Source organism: Psychromonas ingrahamii 37 (genome assembly GCF_000015285.1).
Taxonomy (GTDB): domain Bacteria; phylum Pseudomonadota; class Gammaproteobacteria; order Enterobacterales; family Psychromonadaceae; genus Psychromonas; species Psychromonas ingrahamii.
On record NC_008709.1, the window covers coordinates 3,474,627 to 3,493,006 of the forward strand.

At 39.5% G+C, this 18,380-nt stretch carries 15 protein-coding genes and 1 pseudogene; 3 read left to right on the forward strand and 13 right to left on the reverse strand.

Going from position 1 to position 18,380, the window contains the following annotated elements:
• Positions 1 to 83: 83 nt before the first annotated feature.
• From PING_RS14575 to PING_RS14615, 9 genes are all read right to left on the reverse strand, one after another.
• Positions 84 to 539: an ATP-dependent zinc protease family protein gene (locus tag PING_RS14575; RefSeq protein WP_011771086.1), complete on the reverse strand. Its 456-nt coding sequence runs from the start codon at positions 537 to 539 to the stop codon at positions 84 to 86.
• 103 nt (positions 540 to 642) lie between these two features.
• Entirely contained in the window at positions 643 to 1,668 is a 1,026-nt protein-coding gene (locus PING_RS14580; RefSeq protein WP_011771087.1) for a succinylglutamate desuccinylase/aspartoacylase family protein, read from the reverse strand.
• Between the two features lie 13 nt (positions 1,669 to 1,681).
• Positions 1,682 to 2,590 (reverse strand): 30S ribosomal protein S6--L-glutamate ligase, encoded by a 909-nt coding sequence (gene rimK, locus PING_RS14585; protein WP_011771088.1) that lies wholly within the window; start codon positions 2,588 to 2,590, stop codon positions 1,682 to 1,684.
• A gap of 361 nt (positions 2,591 to 2,951) precedes the next feature.
• The gene (locus PING_RS14590) at positions 2,952 to 3,836 is read right to left on the reverse strand and encodes a mechanosensitive ion channel family protein (protein WP_011771089.1); all 885 of its coding nucleotides are present in this window, start codon (positions 3,834 to 3,836) and stop codon (positions 2,952 to 2,954) included.
• Between the two features lie 33 nt (positions 3,837 to 3,869).
• On the reverse strand, positions 3,870 to 4,832 hold the full coding sequence (locus PING_RS14595; RefSeq protein WP_011771090.1) for a zinc transporter ZntB: 963 nt from the start codon (positions 4,830 to 4,832) through the stop codon (positions 3,870 to 3,872).
• A gap of 249 nt (positions 4,833 to 5,081) precedes the next feature.
• Complete coding sequence (locus PING_RS14600; RefSeq protein ID WP_011771091.1) at positions 5,082 to 5,756, reverse strand: ABC transporter permease; 675 nt, start codon at positions 5,754 to 5,756, stop codon at positions 5,082 to 5,084.
• A gap of 2 nt (positions 5,757 to 5,758) precedes the next feature.
• The gene (locus PING_RS14605) at positions 5,759 to 6,499 is read right to left on the reverse strand and encodes an ABC transporter permease (RefSeq protein WP_011771092.1); all 741 of its coding nucleotides are present in this window, start codon (positions 6,497 to 6,499) and stop codon (positions 5,759 to 5,761) included.
• 108 nt (positions 6,500 to 6,607) lie between these two features.
• Positions 6,608 to 7,384 (reverse strand): ABC transporter substrate-binding protein, encoded by a 777-nt coding sequence (locus PING_RS14610; RefSeq protein ID WP_011771093.1) that lies wholly within the window; start codon positions 7,382 to 7,384, stop codon positions 6,608 to 6,610.
• Between the two features lie 42 nt (positions 7,385 to 7,426).
• A complete protein-coding gene (locus PING_RS14615; protein WP_011771094.1) occupies positions 7,427 to 8,233 on the reverse strand; it encodes an ABC transporter ATP-binding protein in 807 nt (268 codons plus the stop codon).
• 361 nt (positions 8,234 to 8,594) lie between these two features.
• Here PING_RS14615 and PING_RS14620 point away from each other — a divergent pair, with 361 nt between their 5' ends.
• Positions 8,595 to 9,164 carry an acetate uptake transporter gene (locus tag PING_RS14620; protein ID WP_157035383.1) on the forward strand — a complete coding sequence of 190 codons (570 nt, stop codon included), beginning with the start codon at positions 8,595 to 8,597 and terminating at the stop codon, positions 9,162 to 9,164.
• 71 nt (positions 9,165 to 9,235) lie between these two features.
• Here the strand turns inward: PING_RS14620 and PING_RS14625 are convergent, their stop codons facing one another.
• The 3 genes from PING_RS14625 to PING_RS14635 form a co-directional block, all read right to left on the reverse strand.
• Positions 9,236 to 9,997, reverse strand: a complete 762-nt coding sequence (locus PING_RS14625) for a class I SAM-dependent methyltransferase (protein ID WP_011771096.1) — start codon at positions 9,995 to 9,997, stop codon at positions 9,236 to 9,238.
• Positions 9,998 to 10,148: 151 nt separating this feature from the next.
• On the reverse strand, positions 10,149 to 14,711 hold the full coding sequence (locus PING_RS14630) for an ATP-binding protein (RefSeq protein ID WP_011771097.1): 4,563 nt from the start codon (positions 14,709 to 14,711) through the stop codon (positions 10,149 to 10,151).
• A gap of 369 nt (positions 14,712 to 15,080) precedes the next feature.
• Positions 15,081 to 15,824, reverse strand: coding sequence for a thermonuclease family protein (locus tag PING_RS14635; RefSeq protein WP_011771098.1), 744 nt, complete (start codon positions 15,822 to 15,824; stop codon positions 15,081 to 15,083).
• Between the two features lie 338 nt (positions 15,825 to 16,162).
• On the opposite strand from PING_RS14635, the gene PING_RS14640 reads away from it, so the two are divergent.
• Positions 16,163 to 16,633, forward strand: coding sequence for a YbaK/EbsC family protein (locus PING_RS14640; protein ID WP_011771099.1), 471 nt, complete (start codon positions 16,163 to 16,165; stop codon positions 16,631 to 16,633).
• A gap of 17 nt (positions 16,634 to 16,650) precedes the next feature.
• Here PING_RS14640 and PING_RS21090 read toward each other — a convergent pair.
• Positions 16,651 to 16,815: pseudogene (locus PING_RS21090) on the reverse strand (LysR family transcriptional regulator); the annotation flags it as partial.
• Positions 16,816 to 16,964: 149 nt separating this feature from the next.
• Between PING_RS21090 and PING_RS14650 the strand changes: the two are divergent.
• The gene (locus tag PING_RS14650) at positions 16,965 to 18,368 is read left to right on the forward strand and encodes a glycoside hydrolase family 1 protein (protein WP_011771101.1); all 1,404 of its coding nucleotides are present in this window, start codon (positions 16,965 to 16,967) and stop codon (positions 18,366 to 18,368) included.
• The last annotated feature ends 12 nt before the right edge of the window (positions 18,369 to 18,380 follow it).

Genomic DNA, 18,380 nt, shown 5'->3' on the forward strand with positions numbered 1-18,380 from the left:
CCTAAAAAAGGTTAAGCGGCTTTTGCGCTTAACCTTTTTTTACAAACTCCCCTGACTTTTATCGATCATAAATTCGAATGAACTTATTTTAAGTTCTTGTTTGAATGCTTAGACACTAAAAAAACACCCGATGGATCAACCAATATTCGTTTTGCCATCGCTTCCCTTCCCAATAGCATTAAATAGCTCATATCAGAACGGTCTGTTAAGGTAATTTCAATGGGCCAGCTATTATCGCCAAGGATCATCTGAGTGTTAATAACATAACGTTGCTCGATGCTGCCATTTGAAGATTTTATTCTTCTGATATCGGAGATTAATGCATTACAGGGAACAATGCTGTCAACATTATGAATATCAGGGTGTATATCAAATTTTACCCAGGGTTTTCCATTTTTATAAAATTTCTTAATATTATCAACATGTAATGATGAGGTTTGAGCACCCGTATCGATTCTAACCGGTAAGTCATCAATCGCTAAATCTGGCAGTGAAATAGATTCCAGTCGGCCAATAATTATTCTATTATTTTGTGTCATAAGATCACCTATTTTTAAATTATAGCGTAATCATTTTAAGCAAATAAGTACCCTATGCCGGCACATTAATCTTCGCTTGAATGGCTATATATTTTATAACTCTTTAAAATATTGCTTGCCCGTCAGCTTCTACCTGGCCCTGCACATTTTCAATTTGTCCTGCGATTAAAGCATCATCCTCGCTGAAGTAGGCTATGTGATACATCGCCTCCCCCTCCTGCACTAATGGAATATTTTGTTTTCCAATAATAATGCCCGCACGAGCGGCTTTCACAACATTAATGATCTCTCCGTAAGGAGAACCAATTTCAGCTAAAAGATCACCTTTCTTAACCTGGTCACCTAGATGGCGTTCATGATTAACTATGCCACTTGCATTAGCGCGTAACCAACTGCTGCTGTTAGCGATAAAGGGTTCAATTTTTTTGCGTTTTGAAAGTTGTTTTTTGACCATGTTTAAGTGCGCTAATACATTTAAAATGCCTTTAATACCTAATCTAATTGAAAATTCATCAAATCGTAATGCTTCACCCGCTTCATAAAGTAATACTTTAGTGTTATTTTCAACAGCAGCTTCTCTTAGGGATCCATCGACCAGATTTGAATTTAGAATAACCGGCGCATTAAAAATAAGTGCCAGTTCTTTCGTTTCAGGATCAGATAAATCTGCTCTAATTTGGGGTAAATTAGAGCGGTGAATAGCCCCGGTGTGTAAATCTATACCGTAATCACAATGTTTAACAATTTGGGTAAGGAATATATGCGCGACTCGCCCCGCTAAAGAGCCCTTTGACGAACCTGGAAAACTGCGGTTTAAATCACGACGATCCGGCATATAACGGCTTAGGTTGACCACACCGTAAACATTCACCATCGGCACTGCAATCAAAGTTCCACGGGTCAGCTTAAAGCTTTTCAACTTGAGTAAACGTCTAATTATCTCAATACCATTAAGCTCGTCACCATGTACAGCCGCGCTTATAAAAATGGTTGGACCAGGTTTTTTAGCCCGAATTATATGAACTGGTAAGGAAACATTCGAATCTGTGTACAACTTTGCGACAGGGAGATCTATTTTTTGATCTGTTCCAGGTAAAATATCAAAATCGCCAATGCGTAATACCGCCATGATCAATCCTTAATCAGCCACGTCCACGGGTTTTATTCGAATGCTCAGCTTTCATATTTTTTTCGAGAAATTCGAATACCATACCCGCAATATTTTTGCCGGTAGCCGTCTCAATACCTTCTAAACCAGGAGAGGAATTCACTTCCATCACCTTAGGGCCACTTTCCGAGCGTAACAAGTCCACACCACAAAAATTTAAACCCATTATTTTCGCCGCATTAACGGCAGTTTCACGCTCTATTTTTGTTAATTTAACCACCACAGCAGACCCACCACGATGCAGGTTAGAACGAAATTCACCCTCAGCACCCTGCCTTTTCATTGCCGCAACAACTTTACCGCCAATGACCAGACAGCGAATATCTGCACCACCGGCTTCTTTAATAAACTCCTGTACCAAAATGTTGGCTTTGATCCCCATAAAAGCTTCGATAATACTTTCAGCTGTTTTAGCGGTTTCAGCCAGCACTACGCCAATCCCCTGAGTACCTTCTAGCAATTTGATAACAACAGGTGCGCCACCGACATTTTTAATCAAGTCTTTAATATTATCAGGTTTACTGGCAAAGCCCGTTCTTGGCATACCGATGCCTTTACGTGATAATAATTGCATTGAACGTAATTTATCTCTTGAACGGCTAATTGCTACCGATTCATTGATATTAAATGTCCCCATTACTTCAAATTGGCGGGCAACGGCTGTCCCGTAAAAAGTAACAGAGGCGCCGATCCGCGGAATAAGTGCATCATAGACGGGTAATTCTTCACCCTGATAGCGAACCGTTGGGCGGCTGCTGGTTATATCCATATAACAATGCAGCGTATCAATAATATCAATCTGATGACCTCGGGCTTCGCCTTCTTCTTTTAATCTTCTTGTCGAATACAAACTTTTATTTCTTGATAAAATAACAATTTTCATAATTTTTCCTTTGAAATCAGCTTCAACTTAAATCCATTACTTTTGTTTTATGAAGGATAGCCCACCCTCGTTAAATTTCCGCGAGTTTAGGTGAAAACATCTCAATAGCAACATCATTATTTTGCGGTGTTTGACAAAAAACTTTTTTCAGACAGTGGGTTAGATAAGATGGATATTCTTTGCAGTCTTATATAACTGATTGAGTCAATGAATATTCGAATCCCGTGTTTTCGATTGCTGACATAAATTGTTATTATCGCTTTTTATAACTCCTTATTATTTATAACACCTTGTGATTTATAACACCTTGTAATTTATGATAATAGCAGTCAAATGTGATCGCATCCAGTTGGTGTTTTTATTATCGTTCATAAGCGACTTTTAATGGATTTTTAAGCAGCGTTAAACTGCCGTCTATATGCAGATCTCGTTGTGGGAATGCAACCACAATATTGTGCTCGGCAAAGAGCTCATCAAGACGAAAACGGACGTTACTTCTGACCGCTCGTAAACTGCCATCGACGGTTGCATTTATCCAGAAGTTGACTTCAAAGACCAGAGAGTTGTCAGCAAAATCTTCAAAAGTAACCACGGGTGGCGGATTTTCCAAGATAATAGATTGCTCTTTAGCCGCGCGCAGAATTAAAGCTGCCACCTGTTTAGCGGGTGAGCCATAGGCAACCCCGACAGACACAGAGGTACGCATAATATGATCAACAAGTGTTCTGTTTACCACGGTATTTTCTAATAATTTACTGTTAGGAATCAACAGGTGAACGCCGTCAACTCGTCTAATTCTTGTTGAACGGGTATTAATTTCCTCCACGACTCCTTTGGCATTATCAACTTCTAAATAATCTCCAATTCGAATTGGTTGTTCCCACATTAAAATCCAACCGCTGATAAAATTATTAATAATGTTTTGCGCACCAAAACCAAACCCGATTGCGATCGCACCGGAGAGAAAGGCAAAAGCGGCAATAGGAATATTGATCAAATCTAAGACAGTGATTAATAAAATGGAAATGGCTAAAACATAGATAATTCTTCTAATGAGATGAATCTGATTGGGGTCCATATTCCGGGCAAGCATACGCTTCGATAAAATATTTATAAAGCTTTTAGTTAACAAGTATCCGATACACAAGACCAAGGGTATAACCAGCCATTGGCCCACAGTAATTGTCTGACCAACGAGCGAGATCGTTGGGTAGTTTAATATTTTAAGCACCGCATCTAATTGCATTATTTTTCCATAATATATTGATAAATATAATTTTTAATACCATTTGTTTCTTTTTAAAATGACCACTTGGGCAATGATTATTAGCAACAAAAATCCAATAAATAATGCAAATGCATGAGTATTATCAGAGCCGGGTATACCGCCAACATTAACACCGAGTAATCCGGTCAAAAAACCTAAAGGAAGAAAAATAGCGGTAATAATGGATAAAACGTACATTCGGCTGTTTAGCTGCTCATTTAATTTATTGGCAATTTCCTCCTGCACTACTATTGCCCGGTCACGAACAGAATCGAGATCTTCAATATAACGCATTAAATTATCCAGCGCTTCACGTAATTCAAAACGTTGATCATTGCTGAAGAAAGCGTGTTTTTCATTTTGCAGTTGCATCATGGCTTCCCGCTGAGGAGCAAGATAGCGACGTAATGCAATAATCTGCCTTCTTAAATCAACTATGTCATTTCTTAAGATATAAACATTTTTATCCAGAATTTTTTCTTCTATATTGGCTAACTTTTCCTCAATATCATTAATGGTATGACTCATTCGAGAGATCAATTCTGAACTTAGTTGAGTCAATAACTCACACGCAGATGTCGGACCGTTTCCTGACTCAATGTCGAGAGCTATTTTTTGTGCAGAAAGCAACGTACGTCGTCGGGTGCTGATAATCCGATTCTGATCTATCCAGATGCGGATCGAGACCATATCTTCAGGATCACTGTCAGGTGATAAATTGACCCCACGTAATGAAATAAGAAAACCATTATCAATAAAAGTCGCACGAGGTCGTGTTTCTTCATTTAACAGAGCAGTAATTACAACGGGGTTTAATTGACTGTGGTTTTCAATCCAGTCCTGCGTTTGCGCAAAAGTGTAGTCAAAATGCAGCCAATAACTTTTATCTGGATCAAGTCTATTAAGGTTATCAATAGGCTTTATTTCATGATTCTCATTTAAGTAATATCCGTAGATCAATCCAGCATCTTTCATTTTATAACTCCGTATATTAAGCGCTGTCGGGGCAAAAAAATGCATTTTAAACAGCTATTATTATATTACTACTTTTATTTATGCCAAGAGTAGCAATAGCTTATAAATTATAGAGGTGAAAGTCAGTTAAGCAAAAATTAACCGGATAGAGAAACGTGCAAATAGATTTTATTAAAGAGTGGTTTGGACAGAGTAAAATGCAAATAACCTGCATTTTACTTCTGCTTTTGACTGGAGACTAAATAAAATTTAACGAGTTGAGTAACGGCTTTCCCATTTTTTAAAAGCAAAAATGACTGAGAATGTCAGGCACATATATAATAAAGCCGCCCCAAAATAAGCCTCAAAGGGTGCATAATAACGCGCATTGACTACCCGCGCAGCACCAGTGATATCAACAATAGTGACGATGCCGGCAATAGCACTACCATGAATCATAAAGATAATTTCGTTACTGTAAGCCGGCAGCGCACGACGTAGTGAATTTGGCAGGGTGATACGGCGTAAAATTTGACGTTCACTCATACCGTAGGCTTTAGCGGCTTCTAACTCAGATTTTGGCATTGTCGAGATAACACCCCTTATTATTTCAGCAGTATAAGCCCCCGTATTCAGTGTAAAAGCCAATAGAGCGCAAAACCACGCTTCCTGGAAATAGTGCCATAACCAAGTTTCATGGATCAAGTCAAACTGTGCCGCACCGTAATAAATAAGAAACAGTTGCACCAACAGGGGGGTTCCCCGAAAAAAGTACATAAAAGACCAGGCAGGCCCCTTAATCAACCAGTTTTCACTACTGCGCAGAAGCCCTACCGGAACCGCAATAAACAGCCCCAATAACAATGAAAGTGCCACTAACCACACCGTTGTCCATAAACCCGCAAGGTAAAACTGGTATTCGTTAATAAATATTGAAAAATCCATCTCTACCTCGTTTTAATTGTATATTTACGTTCAGCCCAACTAAAAAGGAGACTGGAAACAGACGTAAAAAAAAGAAAAACCAGCGCAATGGCGATATAAAAGGTAAAAGGTTGTTGAGTCGAACCACCCGCATCCCCTGCAATTTTAACCATATCTTGTAAACCGATAACTGAAACCAACGCTGTTGTTTTTAATAAAACTAACCAATTATTTCCTATTCCCGGTAGCGCGTGGCGCATCATCTGAGGAAACATCACCCGCAAAAACAGTTTGTATTTGTTCATACCATAAGCCGTAGCCGCCTCTAACTGCCCCTTTTCAACAGCCAAAAAAGCACCACGGAATGTTTCTGCCATATAGGCACCAAAAATAAAACCTATGGTAATAATGCCCGCGATATAAGGGCTAATATTAATATAATCGGGTAAATATGCAGCCCACTCATGGTTTGGATTAAAGCCGGTTAACGTCCGGTTGATCCATTCATTTAAGCTGTAACTGAGATTATTGACTAATACCTGCCCACCAAAGAAAATCAGGAGCATTAAAATCAGGTCCGGGATACCACGAATGAGCGTCGTATACAGTGTCCCGATGCCTTTTAAAAAAACAGAATGAGACAGTTTAGCCGAGGCCCCCAGTAGCCCAAGAAAAACAGCTAACAAGAGTGACAGCAATGCCACTTGAATAGTTAGCCATGCACCTTCAAGCAATATTCCCGAGTAATTTTGTAGTTCAAGCATAATTATTTCTTTTTTAATAAAAAAGGATGGTTTCCCATCCTTTCAGTCCTGCCTCGTTTTGAACCTATAGATTCAAAACAAGGGGGAAGATAAGCATTTAATCAGCGCTTATTCTTCACTACCATAAACATCAAAGGTAAAGTATTTATCTTGAATTGTTTGATAAGTCCCATCGGCACGAATCGCTTTAATAGCAGCATTAAATTGGTCAACAAGATCTTTATCTTGTTGACGCACGGCAATACCAGCACCTTCACCAAACCATTTAGGATCGTTTAGTTTAGGACCCACAAGTTCAAATTTATCACCGCCTTCTTTTTCTAATAAGCCACCGGTAATTGCCGCTGAGTCGGCCATTATATAGTCTAGGCGACCTGCTTTAAGATCCAGATAGGCTTCATCGGCAGAGCCATAACGTTTGATTTCAGCTTCCGGGTAGTTATCAGAAATATAAAGATCCATCGAAGTTGCACGCTGTACACCCACTTTTTTACCCGCCATAAACGCTGGAGATGCTTGATACTCAGTCCCTTTTAAAGCCGCAAATCGAGCCGGAATATGCTGGTATTTATTGGTAAAGGCAACACGTTTTTTGCGCTCTTCGGTAATATCCATTGTTGCTACAATCGCATCAAATTTACGTGCCATTAATGCAGGAATAATACCATCCCAATCTTGTTTGATTAAGGTACAGTCTGCCTTCATTTCAGCACACAAGGCATTCGCTATATCGATATCAAATCCGGTCACGCTACCATCAGCTTCTGTTTGGCTAAAGGGCGGATAAGCACCTTCAACACCAATTCGAATCTGTGTCCATTGTTTCGCCTGTGCAACATTAACTGACAAGGTAAAGAGAGCAATCAACATACTCATTTTTTTCATGTTATATCCTTAATTTAAGTAAAGTAAAGTGAAGTTTCAGGGTTAGTAAACTGAGGAGATGAATTGTTTAAAACGTTCAGATGAAGGGTTTGAAAAAATATCTTCTGGTTTCCCCTGCTCTTCAACTAAACCTTCATGTAAAAAAATAACTTTATTAGACACATCACGGGCAAAAGCCATTTCATGGGTAACAACCAGCATGGTACGTCCCTCTTCAGCTAACCCGCGCATAACACTTAAGACTTCCCCTACCAGTTCAGGATCAAGTGCTGATGTTGGTTCATCAAATAACATCACTTCAGGCTCAACAGCAAGCGCGCGTGCAATCGCTACACGCTGTTGCTGGCCGCCTGATAGCTGCCCGGGGTAAAAAGATTTTCTTTCATACAAACCGACACGCTGTAAAATAGCGTCAGCTTTTTCAATGGCTTCTTTTTTAGGCACACCTAAAACATGAACGGGGGCTTCAATTACATTTTCTAAAACGGTCATATGCGACCATAAATTAAAACCTTGAAAAACCATTGCTAAGCGTGAACGGATACGTTCAACTTGCTTAATTGAAACGGGCACTGCACCCCGTTTTTTATCCTGTTTCATTTCAATCAATTCACCATTCACCCGGATTTCGCCTGAGCTGGGTGTTTCCAGAAGATTAACACAGCGCAATAAAGTACTTTTACCCGAGCCTGAAGCGCCCAAAATAGAGATAACATCGCCTTTGTAGGCTTCTAAATCGATCCCTTTTAATACTTCATTAGCTGCAAATGACTTATGGAGATTTTTAATCGACAGTGTCGGTAATATCATATAATTTAATTCATTTTCTATGGGTAAAATAGTTTCCATATTCTAACAGTTATTGTAAGACAAATTAATAAAAATAATATAAAGCTTATCTGTTAATACAATTTAAAGCTTACTAAATACAATTTAAAGCTTACTAAATACAATTTAAAGCTTACTAAATACAATTTAAAGCTTACTGAATACAATTTAAAGCTTACTGAATATAAGTTTCATAATGTACGTTATTTCTGCGCTTGTTAACAGGCTGTTAATAAACTAATGCTCTGATAGACTGAATTGTCGTTTTAGTGCTCTAACAGAGTGAATTGTCGTTTATTTTTATAATTAACCTTGTTCCAATTTTTTTTCTCATGCTATCTTCGCGCATCAATTAATCACATGCAAAAAAATGGTATATAAAATGACACAGGCTAGTAACTACGCAAATCCAGGCCCCTTAGGTCTGATGGGATTTGGCATGACAACAGTTTTACTTAATATTCACAATGCTGGTTTTTTCCCGATCAGTGCAATGATTCTTGCAATGGGTCTTTGTTACGGTGGAGCTGCGCAGATTATAGCCGGAATATTGGAATACAAAAAAGGCAATACCTTTGGATTAACCGCCTTTATCTCTTACGGTTTTTTCTGGATAAGTTTAGTAGTATTGCTTATTCTGCCTAAATTGGGTTTAGCCGATCCAACACCCAGTGGATTTATGGCCTGGTATCTAATAATGTGGGGTATCTTTACAGGCTTTATGTACATTGGCACTTTACGTGCTAATAAAGCTTTACAGTTTGTCTTTGCCAGCTTAACCCTTCTATTTTTCTTATTAGCAGCCAAAGATTTAACCGGCTCAAAACTGCTTGGCACAATCGCTGGTTTTGAAGGTATTATCTGTGGTTTAAGTGCAATCTATTTGGCTATGGCTGAAGTGATTAATGAGCAGCATGATAGTAATATTTTACCTATCGGTAAACCGGCATAATGCAATTTTAAATTTATGAGTTAGTTTTTAGCGGCCTAATGCTTAATATAAACCGGGGGATAATACCCGGTTTAGCTTTTATTTTGCGGCATCGCCTGTTTGACATAAACATCAAAGCGGTTTTTCTTGGTTTTAATACTCATTGTTGGCTTTTTATCATTTAAAAAAGGCGCATAGTCAGGTCGTTTAACAACCACTCGATAACGCGCAGCGTTTAATGCCGCTTCAAGCAAACTATCGGCGTCCAGATCTTCCCCCACCACACCTTGGAAAACCCGCATCTCTTTTTTCACTAATGCAGATTTCTTTTTATGAGGAAACATAGGATCCAGATAAACAACACCTGTCTGGTGGTGTTGTAAATATTCGCTTGCCGACCCAAAATGAAGTCTCATTCGCTGTTTCATCCAGGTACCTATTTCCAGATTTAAATAAGCCCTTTCTAAACCATCTTCAAGCAATGCTGCAGCAACGGCGGAGCGCTCGATCATAGTGACATTACAACCGAGTGAGGCTAATACAAAAGCATCTCGACCGAGGCCTGCCGTCGCATCAATCACATCAACCTGCACGCCGGGTTTTAAACCTATCGCCTTAGCAATCGCCTGCCCTTTTCCACCACCAAATTTACGCCGATGCGCAACGCTACCTGAGACAAAATCCACAAAGACTAATCCTTGCTTGGGATCGTCTTTTTGCTCAAGCGCCAAATATTCCGGTAAAAGATGCAATTGAAAATGATCACTTTGGGTACTTAGAAAACCCCATTTTTTACGTAATATTTTTGCTTTCTGACTTAATGCTGAATCGTTACAAATTAAAGGAATATCCATTCCATTTCACCTACTGACAATAATGTTGGATTTTATAGCAAATACTATTATTGATAGCAAGCCCACTCATCAGAGGAATTACTATCAGAATTTTCAAAAAACATAAAAAAAGCCAGTCAATTGACTGGCTTTTTGAGCTTAATAGTAAAAATTACATTGGCGTTACGATATAGAGCAAATCACCACTAGAGACTTGCTGACCGTTAGCATTGATAATACGTTCAATACGGAACTTAATATCCCCGTCATATAACTCAGCATCCTGGCGATTAAAGCTTGCCAGTGTGATAGGTGAGAACATTTTCATCGCTTCCATTAAACCGAGCGTTTTATTAACATTAACAATATCACCCTCTGCTACAAAATCAGGCTCTGCGGGTGAGGAAGCGCGGTAAAAAATACCGGCACTTTGTGCCATTACTTTTAATTCATTACTGCCATCAACTTGGATAGACAGATTAGATTCACTTGTTGAAGCAGAAGCTTCCATTTCATCAATCATCACCTGTTGGTCAAGTCTGGCCATGAATTTTGGTAAGTAAGTCGTATCGTAGACACCGCTCAAGAATGTTTCATCTTTTAGAATACGTTTCAATAAAGGAATATTGGTCGCAATCCCTCTGATAACCACTTTATCTAAGAATTTAAGTAATTTCTGAACAGTATCATTACGATCATTACCGTGACAGATAAACTGCGCAACTAAGCTATCGTAATAGGGCGACACCTCTTTACCCTCAGCAATCATCGACATTATTTCAATATCATCCTGCTCAGGAACAGAATATTCAACCACTTTGCCAGGATGCGGCAGTAGCTGCATAACACCATTATTATCCAATGCCGCTTTCTCCGCTGTCACACGAACTTCAATGGCATAACCTTTCTTCTGCGGTTGAAGACCTTCAATACTCTTACCCGATGCAATATCATACTGTGCAGTGACGATATCAATACCTGATGTTGCCTCCGTAACGGGATGCTCCACCTGTAAACGTGTATTCATTTCCATAAAGTAGATGCTGTCTTGATCTAAGTCGTAAATAAATTCAACCGTACCTGCCCCCATGTAATCAACCGCGTCAGCAAGCGCTGCTGTATGCTTTAATACTTCAACTTCTAAATGAGCAGGTAACATGGTTGATTCTGATTCTTCAACCACTTTTTGATTATTACGCTGTACCGAACAATCGCGAATACCCAATACTTTAGTATTACAATGTTTATCGCGTAATAGTTGAACTTCAATATGACGTAATGAAGTAATGTATTTCTCAAGGTATAAATCGCCGTTGCCAAATGCGCTACGTGCTTCTGCTGAAACCTGACTAAAACCTGCAAACATATCTTCCGCTTTTTCAATCACCAGAATACCCTTACCGCCACCACCGTTTACGGCTTTGAGTAACACCGGATAACCCATAGCATTAGCAATATCAAGTGCCTGCTCAGCGCCCGTAAGAATACCGTGACTGCCGGGCACAACAGGAACGCCGTTGTCTTGAGCAGTTTTAATCGCATTGGATTTATTACCCATAGTCAACATGCTGTTCATGCTTGGGCCAACAAAGTTAATATTATGGCCAACACATAAATCAGCAAAATGAGGGCTTTCAGATAAGAAGCCGATACCCGGATGCAGCGCATCAACTTCTTCATAGGCTGCAACTTTTAATACTGAACTGGCATTCAGGTAACTTTCATCGGAAGTATTTCCGCCTAAACAAACCAGTTTGTCGCCTTTACCTAACATATCTGCAGGGACAGATGTCATATCCGGATCGGAAGCGACCAACACAACTTTTATATTATTTTTCTGAGCGATACGAATTAATTTAACTGCTGTACAACCACGCGCATGGATCAGTACTTTCCTCACCGGTTCCATTAACTCGCGCGGATCTGCCTGTGAGAAATCATCTTCACTAAGATCACAAATTGGCACAAAACCCTCAAGCGCACGCTGGATAGTCTCTTCAATGGTGATCGACGGCAAGGGCATGTTTTTATCAATGTCACTTAATTTGTTATCAAGATCGTCTGAAAATGGATTGATAACTAACGCATCCATTGCACCCGGCACGCGAGATAAGTAGTTAGATAAAGTCGCTGTTGATGGCAAGTATGCGGGTACAACCATTTGTCCTGCAAAGGGCATATTGGTACCGGACAGGTAATAGGTTTGTGCTAAAGGATGGGTTACAAAACTTGCCTGCGCACCACCCGTACAGTCACCGTAACCAAACATCACAACCGGCAGGTCGTTATCACGAATAAAACGTGTTATTCGGTCATTAACAACGGCCATAGAAAATAATGCAGATGCACCTTCTTTGGTTTGCATACCACCAGAGCTGATAAAGGCAATGACGGGAAAATGGTGCCTGGCACATTCCACTAACAAAGCACAGAATTTTTCTGCACTTGCCATATCAAAGGCGCCCGCTTGAAATGCCAGGTTGGAAACAGCAACACCTACTTTTTGGCTTGCACCTGACTCTAATGTAAACTCACCAATGCCAGTTATTAAACCACAAGGTTTAATTTTTTTATCAAGTGCATCTTCAATTGACAAACGGAAACCAGGAAACTCTAATAAGTTGGCGGTCATTAAATCGGCTTTCGATTCCTTAAAATCAGTGAAGAATTTGCCCAAAATAACGTCAGAAGAATTGTTCTTTTTATTTTTCTCTTCGCGCAGTACACCTTGAATCAACAGATCCTGATAACCCATTGTTAAACGATTCCAGAAATCTTTACGACGTCCTATGCGCACTGGGTTAATGGCACCGCTATATTCCGATGCACCATCGCGACTTTTATAATACTCAGGTAATAATTTTTCAAATATATAGGTCAAAACAACGAATAAACTGGAGTTCATCTGTGGATAACCAACACTCTTCCACTCTTCCACTTTCGCCAGAATGTCACCACGTCCACTTTGATCTGTAAAATACTTTAACCATGCGTTAAAAGTGGATTTTAATTGCTCATAATCATCATCACTTACTTTGTTTAGCGCGCCTTTTAACGAACTGCGTACTAATGATGAAACCGAATCACGGGATAACTCTTTTGTTTCCATCGCTTCTTTAGCAATTGAAGCAAGGTTGCCCATGGTATTGTCATAAAGCGCATTAAACACCAGCATATGACGGCAATGAACAATAAAACATTCACGGGTTTCTTTATGTGCAACAACATCTATTGCAGTCAGCTTGCTGAGTTCCGGCCATGAATCAGTCAGGGGTAAGTTATTCTCGTCTTCAAGGTAGTCAATGACTGCACGGAAATTATTTGCGGCACTGGTTTTCCAACGGTTATATAAAGCCCAAGTTAAATTAATTAATAATTCGCTTCTGGCATTATCATAATTTTGCTGTGGTTCCCCAAGAATAAATTTGGTGAAAATATTACGTTCAACGCTGATATCATCACGTTTAGAGAGGAATTTTTTCCAATTTTTATTGAGCGTATCGTCATAAATTATTTTGTCAGGATTCTCCAGCCAATTAACAAAAACTTGTTTACGATCCGCTTCAATACGAGAGTCTAAATCACCTTCTGGCGCTGTCAGTTTAGAGAGACGCCCATACTCGTTCATTTGGATTGCTTTGATACGAGAACGTAAGGTTAAATAACGCATATAGCGGTAGGTAGTGCCGAAAGCATTGTTATGAACAGTTGGATTTTTGGCAATTAAGTGGACATTATCAGAGGCATTTTCAACGGCAACTAATTTATTAGATGGATCTAAATAACGCATCAAGCTGCGGTTATAATGCTCTAAAATATTCGGATACTCACGAACGAAATTAACCGACTTTGCCTCAATAGATAAAATGCTCGAGACAATGGCTTTTTGCAGATTATGTTGACGTTCATCCTGATCCACCGGAGAGTAGTCAACGATCCCATCAATACAGCCGTTCTCGTACAACTCCTCGGGAGAAACCCCAACAGACTGGGCACACTCCTGCCATGATAGATTATACTTGCGGGCAATGCTTTGTAACCCTTTTGGCTGGATGGTATTAAAAATACCGTCACGCACAGACAGTAAAATATTCGCAGTCGCCAGCGGTATTGCACCACCAGAATAACCGACACCAACAACAATCCCAACGGTGGGTACATCAACATTTGCACTTTCAGTGATCATTTGTGAAATACTGTGTGCTTGATTTTGACGGTTGGCTTCTTCGCCTGCATCGGCTCCAGGGGTATCAATTAAGTACACAATGGGTAATGACAAATCAGCAAACTTACGAATTGTCTTACTTGCAGCCAAGTGATGCTCTGGCATCCAAGCGCCGTTATTGGAGCTGCGTTCTTGCGCAATAATACCGATACGGCGCATATAACCGCCAAAATCAAACTCCATTTCAGCACTATAAAAAGCACCATTTAGCTGCTCTGTGATAATTTTCCCGTTAAAACCAGCAACTATTTTTTTAGCACCGGGACGTTTATTATCTTCGGCCGGTTGTACTGTTCGCGCAATATAGGCGTCAACATCAAGCTCATTGATAGTAGAAAGATTCGATTTGATTCGCGTGCGATCAATCAACCCTTCTAAGCCTTCAGTATTTGAAGGAAGAGAATTGTCTGGAAATAATGAGAAATCTTTCGCAATATGCTCAGCATGAAGAAATAAAGGATCTGCAATTTTATTTGCTTCAAAATGAGAAGAAGAAGGTTTCACTGGCATACGATACCCTTAAAGATAGTGATAGAAAAAATAAATTACTATAATTTACAACTTATTAACTTATGAATCCACTGTTGATTTTAACTTCAGATTAAAAAACAAATTAATAAACAGTAATATGCGTAATAAAAATTAATAAAAAATGCCTTTAACAGCAAAAAAAGTTAAAGGTTAGGTCTTGCTGTTTTTTACAAAGTTGATTGTTATGAGCAAGATATATGCAATGACCTTTACAATAGCGGTCATGATTAAATTTTTCTGCAGAAAAATTAAGGTTGAGTTAAGCGCTCTTGTTCCAAAAATTAATAATTCAGTAAATTGTAATTACACTTAACATTCAGCATGTTAATAGTTAAAGCCGATATTAATTCAGGGCAATATTTGCGCTGGATGATAAATCTTTAATTGTAACTGACCCTGAGACCATTTTAAATTACCTGTTAATAAAATACTATTATGTAGTCTAAATTGTGTGCCCAGTGTTTTAAAATAGGTTAATGTTTTTCTATTAATATTCACGTTCAATTTACCATCTAAAGTCAACTGCAAACCTTTTTTAGTTTGCCGCAGCGCGGTAACTTTCCCTTGAATGTATTGATAACCTTTATCTTTAAACGATAAACTTTGCGCCTTTAAAGGATTAAAGTCTGCCCATACTCCTTCTTTTGTTAGGCGCGCTTGCCGCTCTGCATCCTGAAAGCATTGCCAGAACAAATCGTTTTTTCCTATTACCCAATGTCTGGCAAGACCGGATTTTAACTGTAGCAAGCCTAAATTCGTCCCAGCGTCGGTAAATACATAGGCCAATAATCGGCCATATCTATCATATCTGGTATGATCAAAAATTAAATGTAACTTGTCTCCCCTTTTGAGTTGTTCTTCTAATAGACGCTTTGCCGCCAGTGCAAAAGGCTCTGATTGATGCTTATTCGAATAATCAATCTCGGGCGTATTAATACCGATAAAGCGAACTAATTGACCATTATCCAGAGTCACAGTATCACCGTCATTAATGTATTTTAACGTGACGGTCTTATGCCATGACAATTTCGGACAATTAGCCAGTAATGATGTTGAAAAAAGAATACACAATAGCAAGCTAACTATTCGCACAAACAAAACCCTCGCTCGTTATTAAACTTTCACTCAAGATTCAAGCCGTAAAACAGATTAAAAATAATTTATCCCCGGCAGCATTATTAAAAATAGGCTGTCGGTGAACAGCATTCAAATAAAACACCATAAATCACATTTCGTCGATATTTAATGAATCGCTCTTTTGTACATGACAACTTGTTTAAACCAGATGACAGGTCAGTTTATCAAACTGCAGAGCCTCTCTGTTATTAGCCGCTATTAAGGAGAGTAGACTATACTTGAAGGTGTGTCTTTAGTCTTTTTTAAGGAGGTATTTATGGGCATTGCAATCACACTTAAAGAGTATTTTACCAATGAAAAATCCACTACGATACGGTTTTAAGCACCGTCGTGCATTAACACTGTTAGACTCATCTCGTTCGGCTCATCTATCCGCTCATGAAGTTACTAAAGTTGTTGTACTGCAAAATGAAGAGGGTGATTACCTGATGGCCTCTGTGCCTGCAAATAGCCGCCTATCATTGATTGGTGTTAATAATCTCACAGGCAAGCATTACCGGTTGGTCAGTGAAAATAAGCTACAGGAACTGTTTCCAGACTGTTCCCCGGGCGCTATTCCCGCAATAGGTCACCCCTACAAGCTAAAGATGTTAATCGATAACAGTTTACTCACTTCCGAAACTGTTTATATTGAGTCAGGAGATCATCAAAACTTGCTTAAACTAACTCATCAGGAATATAACCATTTAGTTGCTAAGATGCTGCACGGCAATATTCGCGGCACCCATGTTGGCGCTCCTCACTTAAGGAAAAGGCGCTATTAACCGTTTCACTCAGCTGCCCCCTCCTCTGTTAAGGCTAACTTTCTGGTTAAACGAACAAACAGTTTAAACCCAAGTTGTTTGATACGTTGGCTTATCGCGCCTTGAGTCAAATAAAGCTCTTCTGCTGCTTTCGTAAAACTTAAATATTTAGCCGCCACGCTGAAGGTATAGAGATTGGCCATTATGAGTTTTTTGCGACCCACTGTATCCACCATGCATTAAATTAACTAATCCATAACCTATTATAATTGGGTTGTGGAGCGCATTTATTTCCTTTTAAATTAGTGTATCTTATCTTAAGTACAATCCAGCGCATTTATTAGGAGCTTTTATGTCTTTTCGTTTTCCAAATGATTTTTTATGGGGTGGAGCAACCGCTGCCAACCAGATTGAGGGAGCACATACCATTGATGGAAAAGGGTTATCAACTTCTGATGTACAACCTTTTGGCTCCTTCGGTGAACTAAAATCGCGTAAAGAGGGTGATTTTAACATTAAAGATATTGCTATCGATTTTTACCATCGTTATCCGCAGGATATTGCATTATTTGCAGAACTTGGATTCACCTGTTTTCGTTTATCTATCGCCTGGAGCCGAATTTTCCCCAAGGGGGATGAACAAGAGCCTAATGAATTAGGTTTGGCCTATTACGATAAAATATTTAATGAATTAGAGAAATATGGCATTGTCCCTATTGTTACCCTCTCCCACTATGAGATGCCTTTATATCTGGCAGAGCAATACCAGGGCTGGAAAAGCAGAGAATTAATCGGTTTTTTTGAACGTTATGCTCGTACTGTGTTTGCCCGATACGGCAACAGCGTAAAACATTGGCTAACCTTTAATGAGATAAATATCTCCCTGCATGAACCTTTCACCGGGGCGGGCATTCCGCGCGGCAGTGACGCACAAAGCCTTTATCAAGGCATGCACCATCAACTTGTGGCCAGTGCCAAAGCCGTTAAAGCCTGCCATGAGCTGTTGCCCGATGCGAAAATAGGCAATATGATGTTAGGCGCAATTCAATATCCTTACACCTGCCACCCCGATGATATCTTTGCTGCTATGCAGGAAAATCGCGATTGGTTATTTTTCGGTGATGTGCAATGCCGTGGTTATTATCCAAGTTATATGGCACGTAAATTTAAAGAGCTGGGTGTTAAGCTGGATATTAGTGAGGCCGATAAAGAAACCTTAAAAGAGACAGTTGATTTTGTCTCTTTTAGCTATTACATGACAGGCTGTGTCAGCACCCATCAAGAGGTGGAAATACTCGATAAAAAAGCATTAAAAATGGGCAGTAATCCTTATTTAAAAACCACCGACTGGGGATGGCAAATTGATCCTAAAGGTCTGCGGATTGTGCTTAATTTACTCTATGATCGTTACCAGAAACCGTTATTTATTGTTGAAAATGGCTTAGGTGCGGTTGATAAGCCCAATGAGAAGGGCGAGATTGAGGATGATTATCGTATTGCCTATCTTAATGATCACCTCTATCAAGTGGGTGAAGCGCTGCAGGATGGTGTAGAGGTGATGGGTTATACCTGTTGGGGACCGATTGATTTAGTCAGTGCCTCAACGGCGCAGATGTCGAAACGTTATGGCCTTATCTATGTTGACAGCGATGATCAGGGCAAAGGCAGCTTAGTGCGCAAACGTAAAAAAAGCTTTTACTGGTATCAGGATCTGATTAAGTCACAGGGTGAAAATCTCACCCCGCCATCTGCATAAGACTCAGAGTTA

What these genes read in the sequence shown, in the direction of transcription:
- PING_RS14575 (WP_011771086.1), bottom strand. Translation starts at nt 539, where the DNA reads ATGACACAAAATAATAGAATAATTATTGGCCGACTGGAATCTATTTCA.
- PING_RS14630 (WP_011771097.1), bottom strand. Translation starts at nt 14,711, where the DNA reads ATGCCAGTGAAACCTTCTTCTTCTCATTTTGAAGCAAATAAAATTGCA.
- PING_RS14620 (WP_157035383.1), top strand. Translation starts at nt 8,595, where the DNA reads ATGACACAGGCTAGTAACTACGCAAATCCAGGCCCCTTAGGTCTGATG.
- PING_RS14625 (WP_011771096.1), bottom strand. Translation starts at nt 9,997, where the DNA reads ATGGATATTCCTTTAATTTGTAACGATTCAGCATTAAGTCAGAAAGCA.
- PING_RS14595 (WP_011771090.1), bottom strand. Translation starts at nt 4,832, where the DNA reads ATGAAAGATGCTGGATTGATCTACGGATATTACTTAAATGAGAATCAT.
- PING_RS14610 (WP_011771093.1), bottom strand. Translation starts at nt 7,384, where the DNA reads ATGAAAAAAATGAGTATGTTGATTGCTCTCTTTACCTTGTCAGTTAAT.
- PING_RS14615 (WP_011771094.1), bottom strand. Translation starts at nt 8,233, where the DNA reads ATGGAAACTATTTTACCCATAGAAAATGAATTAAATTATATGATATTA.
- PING_RS14650 (WP_011771101.1), top strand. Translation starts at nt 16,965, where the DNA reads ATGTCTTTTCGTTTTCCAAATGATTTTTTATGGGGTGGAGCAACCGCT.
- PING_RS14605 (WP_011771092.1), bottom strand. Translation starts at nt 6,499, where the DNA reads ATGCTTGAACTACAAAATTACTCGGGAATATTGCTTGAAGGTGCATGG.
- PING_RS14640 (WP_011771099.1), top strand. Translation starts at nt 16,163, where the DNA reads ATGAAAAATCCACTACGATACGGTTTTAAGCACCGTCGTGCATTAACA.
- PING_RS14590 (WP_011771089.1), bottom strand. Translation starts at nt 3,836, where the DNA reads ATGCAATTAGATGCGGTGCTTAAAATATTAAACTACCCAACGATCTCG.
- PING_RS14580 (WP_011771087.1), bottom strand. Translation starts at nt 1,668, where the DNA reads ATGGCGGTATTACGCATTGGCGATTTTGATATTTTACCTGGAACAGAT.
- PING_RS14600 (WP_011771091.1), bottom strand. Translation starts at nt 5,756, where the DNA reads ATGGATTTTTCAATATTTATTAACGAATACCAGTTTTACCTTGCGGGT.
- rimK (WP_011771088.1), bottom strand. Translation starts at nt 2,590, where the DNA reads ATGAAAATTGTTATTTTATCAAGAAATAAAAGTTTGTATTCGACAAGA.